This window comes from Photobacterium marinum, assembly GCF_000331515.1.
Classification (GTDB): domain Bacteria; phylum Pseudomonadota; class Gammaproteobacteria; order Enterobacterales; family Vibrionaceae; genus Photobacterium; species Photobacterium marinum.
Map to the genome: position 1 here is coordinate 41,309 of NZ_AMZO01000028.1, position 7,131 is coordinate 48,439.

Genomic DNA, 7,131 nt, shown 5'->3' on the forward strand with positions numbered 1-7,131 from the left:
AGTTGCTTAATCTATTTTGAAAGTGTGCATTTTCAATGATGTGAACATTTTGGTTGGCAAGGAATCTTTAACAAGATAATTCCTTATGTGATGGATGTTTGCACTAAGTGAGGCCGCCTTTTTGGTTAAACATGCTGTTCATTGTAATTGTACTTATTGTTAGGTAATTACGATAAAAGGGAAAAAAACATGAAACCTGAACAAGAACAGAAGTTACTGCAATCATTATACGATAGGATCTTTCAAGCGATAACCTACGCACCTGATGGGAAGTCCGGCAGTTTTGACCCTAAAACGACTTTGATTCAGTTGTCTAAAAATGAAGCCATTAATCCTAAAGACTTTATCAATCAGGTCAGCCCTGTTAATCCTAATGGGGATCTGAATGCGGCTAATATGTTCTCTGCCATGGTCGATACTATTCCAGCAGTTCAGGCTGATTATGCACCGACCACAAATACGCTCTCTCAAACTTACAAGCAAATCGTAGATAACGCGAATACAAAGGCTAAGGTTAATCCGGCCCAGAAAGAAACCTATGAAGCGGCGTACAACTTCCTAAATACTGAACATTCGATCCCTAACTTCCAGGGGCCTCCGACAGTTACAATGGCACCGAGTCCAATAGCTCAGACTTATGAAGATAATCAGTCGGCTTATGTGACAGCCGTAGTTGGTTATCGTACTGCGCAAAACGGTTATGACTTAACTAAGCCTGAAGATCAGCGAGCTTGGCAGGCTGTCGCTCCAGGGCTTCAGTTGAACGTTGATAAAGCATGGAATCGTTGGGTGCAAGCCGGTAAGCAAAATGTCGAGCAGGCGCAGAATGCAATGGTATCAACCATTAATGATATCACCTCTTCGGTTATTGCAAGTTCTCAAGAGGCCGTTTCTGACGCTCATTGGATGGCTGCCGGCCCGGGGGGAGAGAAATGGTTACTCTCTTATGCATTACCTGGTGATTGGGTAACAGGTAGCAGCGGTGCCACTGAGTTCACACTCAAGAGTTCAACTTTGAATACGGAGTCAGATTCTAAGTTTACCAGTTACGGTGGAGGCGCTTCGTGGAGTGCTGGTCTCTGGTCTGTTGGTGGTTCTTTCAATCACTCCAGTGGTGAGACAAGCTTCCATATGGACGCTGATGAACTGGCAATCAAAGCTAAACTGAGTTTAGTTCGTGTTATGCGGCCATGGATGAACTCATTGCTGTTCAGAACTGAAGGTTGGTGGCTTAACGAGCAGCCAGCAGGAAAAATTTCAAATGGTTCATTGAAAGATAACAGTAATAGCATGTTACCTTTGATGCCGGTTGCATTTGTTGTGATGAGTGACGTTGAGATCACTGCTAACTTTAGTTCAGAAGATAAGAAGCATATCGAAAGCGCAACTAGTGGTTCGGCGAGTGTTGGTTGGGGACCTTTCCGTATTGGCGGAAGCTACTCACACAGCAGTTCTCATGATTCATTTAAGTCCACCTTTGATGGAAGTACCATTAAAGTTCCTGGAATGCAGATTGTGGCCTGGGTGAGTGAAGTTACCCCAATGTCTGCTCCATTATCAGAAACAACAAAAGCAGTAGAATCCGCTACAAGTTAATTAGGCAAAAAAGCCGGGGGAAACCCCGGCTATTTTTTGTCTAAAACAAGGATAAGAGGTGGCTATGAATCTGTTTGAGGCGTTATCTCAGGAGTTGGAGCATAAGGCAAAACCTGTAGCATCAGGCGGTTTGACCGCGAATAACTTTGCAGTAGATATTGGTGGAGAGGCTTTAGTTAAACCAAAGTCTTTGATTCGGAGTAATGCCGTAAGCGCTCTCTTAACTAAACCAATACTCCAGTTAAATACTTTTCCCATTACACTAAATCCTGAAAAGTTCAAGAATCCACTTTCAACGTCTAACCCTGACGGGAGCTTGGAGGCGTTATGGAATTTTCGCCAGCTTATCGACCCGATTCCTGAGTTCAGCCATTATTACAGCCCAAGTTTACGCTCGACTGAATCAACATTTGAGATGATTGTAAAAGGGGCCTCGATCAGTAATGATTTCCCGTTTACGTCTTCAGTGATAGCTGAAACTCAAAAGAAGCTGGCGATGTTGAAATATGCCAATATGGATAACACGCTAGGGAGCTGGGCTCCTGTTTATGCCAGCCCAAGTGATTGGTACGATATATCAAATGGTAGATATAAAAGTCTGGATTTTGACTTAGATAAAGTGGGGAATAGTGATAGTCCTTTTGCAACGATTGGACAATCGATGAGTAATAAAGAATTATCTATCTGTAGTAACTGTAAGGCGGTGACGACTAAATCAATAGCTGCCGCTTCCAAGGTCAAAAAGGTCAGCCTTAAGTTTATGCAAGTAAACCTTTTGCGTCCCTGGTATAACGAATTACTTTTTGATACGAATGGCTGGTATTTAGCGGGTCAGCAAGCAGGATTTTGTTCCTCAGGGCGTTTGGATGCTAATGATGGAACGATTCCTTTGTTGCCAACGAGTGTGATTTTAGCGACAGACGTTGATGTCGATGCTGATTGGAGCCATGAAGATCAAAAAGCTATTGATGGTGCTATTGCCCAAGGTGACCATGTTTCATTAGGGAATGTGGTTATTTCTGCACCTAGTCATTTTATCCAGGTGATTGGTTGGATCACTGAGCTCACTCCTTTTTCGCCTAAGATGCCATAAGACTTGTGAAAGCTGATTGAGTGCATCATTGTTTCGATTGGCTTCTCATTTTTCAACTTTTCTTAAAGTTATTGCAATTCAATCTCATAGTTCATGTTTGAGATCATTCCCTTTCATATCACATCCACAGAGACTGGAAATACTACTGGTTGATACCGTTTTTATTTCAGGCAATTGCTGCTTTTTTGTTTGGCTGGGAAGTGCCGGATGAGTAATCTTTTGAAGTCCGTCACTCAATTTGACTCAGACATTGATAAAGCGCATAGTCCTCTGGTAGTTAAAAGCATAATGTTTTCGACGTTCCGTTATTAGATTAAGTTAAAGGTTACAAATATGTCTGATGTGCCAGTATCTGTTACAACAACCGCAACCGAAGTGATTCAGCCGGTTGCTGAATCTTCAGGTTCAATTTGGGGTTATGTAGCAGGTGGTGTTGCTTTACTGGTTCTGGCAGGTTTCTTCGCGTATAAGAAAATTAATACGCCGACATTTATCATCAATCAGGTAAGAAGAAGAAACCAGAAAGAGATTAAGAAGCTGGGTGTAGAGAATTCTGAGTTTATTGTGGATCTGGATAAGCTGCTGGATTCAGTTCAGGAGTATGCCATCCAGAACAACCAGAAGGGTTCTGATGTTGTGAAGATCATTAGCCCGCTGAATGATACATCCCGTATTAAAACTGCTCGCGATATGTACCAGTCAATGATTTTCATTGCTAATGCAATTAATGATGCAAATTTGGCTCGTGAGTTTAAGAACAAATCCAAGCAGGTGAAAGCAAGCTCGGCTCTGATGACCGGCCTGTTGAAGCGTGCGGGTATTTAATCGCTGATAGCTTGCGTTTTTTGACTGGCAGGGTGACACAGTTTGCTCACCTCGTTTGATCAGACTCTGCCAGTGAAGCAATCTACTAAGAAGCTGCGTTGATTTATCACGCAGCTTTTTCTTTAACCGACTTATCTAAAATAAGTGATACATTTTGCATAAGTGACAGAGCTTGCCTAGTTTTGTTTGTAAAAACAGATAAATCGGTGAGTATATGAATCGCTGTCATCTCAATGTATTACCGCATCTCTTTATTATTCTATCTTCTCTCTTTTTGCCTTCATCCGCACAAGCGGCACAATGGCGGATGATGGTTGGCGTGAACGATTTCATCGTTGACCAGGCGAACTCTCACACTTTGGGGTCTGGCATCGGTATTAGTTTTGCCGATACAACAGAGTCTGATATTTCACTGTTCGGGCGTTTTAATACCTATTTTGATTTCGATATTGATGAGTTGGATCCGGACCATATTCCTATTTGGTTCCAGTCTGATTTTGTGGCTGAAGGGGAGTTGGTTCGGCTAACAGAAACGACTTCAATCTCATGGTTCGCTGAGGCGTTTGACAAGCGGAATACGGTCAGCTCTGTTGAGCAGCAGCAAAAGCTCATGCCAGGCTTTGATTTCAGCTTTAATGCGCAGCGTTATAAGGTCGGAACAAAAGCTTCAGCCGGATATTACGCGCTGGAGATTGATGATGATGTGCCCACGTTGCGAGGTTACAGCCGCGGAGACTTAAGAAACAGCACATCAGCGTTATCACTACAGCTGTATGCTGCCGTTGCTCTTAGCGAAAAAGCTGGAGTGAACCTTTCAGCTCAGCAGTGGCATGACGGAGATGATTGGCTTGAGAATCAGTACTATTTGACGTTGAAATATGATGTTGCAGAACAGATAACTGGTAGCCTTTTGGTTATCAATATTGTTCATACTGAATATAATCTCGACCCATACAATGATCCTCAGAAGTTGCCAATATTGCCCTGGGATAAGGATACTTTTGTTCGGGTCTACCTCGAATATCCTTTGAATTAGTGATTTGTGGTGAATTAAGAGCGTTGTGAATGGCTTGCAGGCAGATAACTCAGTAAAAAAGAGAACTCTTACCGGGTGAAAAGGCAGAACCCGGCAAGAGTTACATTAGAAGGTAGTAGGTTGTCATTACTCAAACCTCTCAGAACATCGCAATCAGGGGGATGCAATTGGCCTCGTTGTTATTGTTGGCCAGTCAGAGCGGGCAGGTATCTTGCCTGTTGAGTAAGTTCGCATTATGAATGATTACGTGATCCAAATATGTTGAAGATGCGGTTTGATGTCACATTATTGGAAATCGTTCCCTGCTATATGGGGTTTTATGCCCGAAATTAGGGTGTTCATTCTCTAAATTATTGCTTCCGGTTTGTACTGATGGATGTTTTTGCCACTTTGACTGAGAGGCGGATAGTTTTCAGTAGGTAGATGATAACGCTTGCCGAGTACAAGAGGCTGTACCCGGCAAGTATTTTTAATCATAGGTATAGGTGGGGTTTAAACCTTCAGATCTGTCATCAGGCTTTCCAGTACATCGGCTTGCTGGTTGAGGTGTTGGATCTCGTTGTTGGATTGGGTCACCATGTCAGCCACTTTGCGTGACTGTACCCGAACCTGTTCAACGTCTGAGGCAATATTATCAGCTACCGCACCTTGCTCCTCTGCGGCTGCGGCAATCTCAATACTACGACCGGCAATGTATTGGTTCTTCTCTGAAATATCACCAATATCCTTACTGACGGAATCCATCAATTGCTCACTTTCTTCAGCATTGCTTACTGTCTGGCGCATAACGCTCATTAAGCCTTGGCTGTTGGTTTGCAGCGCTTCAATCATTTTTTGGATTTCGACAGTGGCGTTTTGAGTCCGGCCCGCCAGGGTACGAACTTCATCGGCAACAACAGCAAAACCGCGTCCCTGTTCACCGGCCCGGGCAGCTTCAATTGCAGCGTTTAGGGCAAGCAGGTTCGTTTGTTCTGAGATGGCGTTGATGGTGGTGACCACATCATCAATCTGGGCTGCATTGCTATCGAGCTCCGATACCGCTTCAGCGGCGGAATTAATTTCGCTGCCCAGTTGGTTAATGGCCGAGAGTGTTTTCGTAACCTGAGCCAGGCCTTGTGCTGTTACCTGGGTAGCATCGTTCGTTTGGCTTGAAGTGTCCTGTGCATGGCTGGCAACTTCACGTACAGAACTCGCCATTTGTTCTGTGGCGCTGGCAAGAGAATCAATACGCTCTTGTTGTTGTAGGGTGAGGTGCTCATTTTCATTGCTGCGCTGGCGAAGCTCGGAGCTGATTTGTTGGATTAACGCAATGGCTTCCTGGGTTGCTTTTACCAGTTTGTGTTCGCGTTCGGAAACGCGATCGACGGTTCTGGCTATTAGGTTGAAGTCGTTGCGGGCAGGGGCATGACCGATGCGGTAGGTCAGGTCGCCATCAGCAAGTCGGGTAACGGCATCATAGATGTTATACAGAGCTCCGCCCATAAAGGTCATGATGTAGTACAGGCTGAGAATAATTAAAATGCACGCGGCTCCGACAAACGCCAGATGGCTGAACGTCAGTCCGGACAACAGGTGAGGTTGTTCTTTGGTTGTCAGGCTGTATCCTGCGTTAGCGACTTGTGCCGAGTGTTCACCATTAGTGCCGAGTTGAAGGCTGCTACCGGCAAGGATTTGTTGGATTTGATTCTGCTCGAGATCCGATTGTTCGATGAGAGCCGCAACAGTTTCTACTTCTTTTTGCAGTAACAGGTTTTGTTGGGTTTGAGCGGCATCAATCAAGGTTGTGCTGACGATGATAATGGCAAGGATAGGGGCAAAAAACAGAATTAAAAAGTTCTCTTTAAGTGTCACATTAATCAGATACTTATCTATCCAACGGAATGCAATTTCTTTCATTAGTATTTCCTACTGCTGGCAAGCTGCGCAACTTGTTAAGTTGGTCGATATTATGAATGAAAAAGAAGTCAAAAAACGTTGAAAGAGTTGAGCTGTATCACAATTGGAGAGATTGTTATAAATCTGAAGTAAGCGACATAAACCTGAATAAAAGGAGCCAGCAGCGGATATTTATTCCAACCTGCTGGTCTTATTGGATTATCAATTTACTCACCAACCTGTTGGTGCCAGAGCTTGGCGTACAGTCCGTCTTTTTCCAGCAGCTCTTCATGGCTACCACTTTCGCTGACCTGACCTTTATCAAGGACAATAATTTTATCAGCGTGACGAATTGTATTGAGGCGATGGGCGATACTTATGACGGTTCGCTCGCGGCAGATTTCATCCATGTTGGCCATAATCGCCGCCTCTGAACTGTAATCGAGTGCTGAGGTGGCTTCATCAAGCAGCAAAATCCTCGGGTTTACCAGCAGTGCACGGGCCAGGGCAATGCGCTGACGCTGTCCGCCGGACAGGGCGGCACCTTTTTCCCCGACCGGATGGTTGAAGCCGTGGGCAAGCCCTTCAATAAATTCCAGTGCGCCAGCCAGTTCGGCGGCATGACGAACTTCATCATCCGAGGCTTGTGGTTTGCAAAGGCGGATGTTATCCGCCACGCTGCCAGAAAACAGGATACTTTCCTGCA

Annotated in this window: 6 protein-coding genes; 4 read left to right on the top strand and 2 right to left on the bottom strand. The window is 44.6% G+C overall.

Going from position 1 to position 7,131, the window contains the following annotated elements:
* The first annotated feature begins 189 nt into the window (after window positions 1-189).
* The 4 genes from C942_RS17775 (at window position 190) to C942_RS17790 (ending at window position 4,550) form a co-directional block, all read left to right on the top strand.
* Window positions 190-1,596, top strand: coding sequence for a hypothetical protein (locus C942_RS17775; RefSeq protein WP_007468292.1), 1,407 nt, complete (start codon window positions 190-192; stop codon window positions 1,594-1,596).
* A gap of 58 nt (window positions 1,597-1,654) precedes the next feature.
* Window positions 1,655-2,689 (top strand): hypothetical protein, encoded by a 1,035-nt coding sequence (locus C942_RS17780; RefSeq protein ID WP_157372660.1) that lies wholly within the window; start codon window positions 1,655-1,657, stop codon window positions 2,687-2,689.
* Window positions 2,690-3,022: 333 nt separating this feature from the next.
* Window positions 3,023-3,514 carry a hypothetical protein gene (locus tag C942_RS17785; protein ID WP_007468296.1) on the top strand — a complete coding sequence of 164 codons (492 nt, stop codon included), beginning with the start codon at window positions 3,023-3,025 and terminating at the stop codon, window positions 3,512-3,514.
* 214 nt (window positions 3,515-3,728) lie between these two features.
* Window positions 3,729-4,550 (top strand): hypothetical protein, encoded by an 822-nt coding sequence (locus C942_RS17790; RefSeq protein WP_157372661.1) that lies wholly within the window; start codon window positions 3,729-3,731, stop codon window positions 4,548-4,550.
* A gap of 492 nt (window positions 4,551-5,042) precedes the next feature.
* Here C942_RS17790 and C942_RS17795 read toward each other — a convergent pair whose 3' ends face one another.
* Together C942_RS17795 and C942_RS17800 are read right to left on the bottom strand one after the other, a co-directional pair.
* Entirely contained in the window at window positions 5,043-6,446 is a 1,404-nt protein-coding gene (locus C942_RS17795; protein WP_007468300.1) for a methyl-accepting chemotaxis protein, read from the bottom strand.
* A gap of 206 nt (window positions 6,447-6,652) precedes the next feature.
* Window positions 6,653-7,131, bottom strand: a 479-nt coding sequence (locus C942_RS17800; RefSeq protein WP_036800952.1) for an ATP-binding cassette domain-containing protein, incomplete at its 5' end; no start/stop codon positions are given.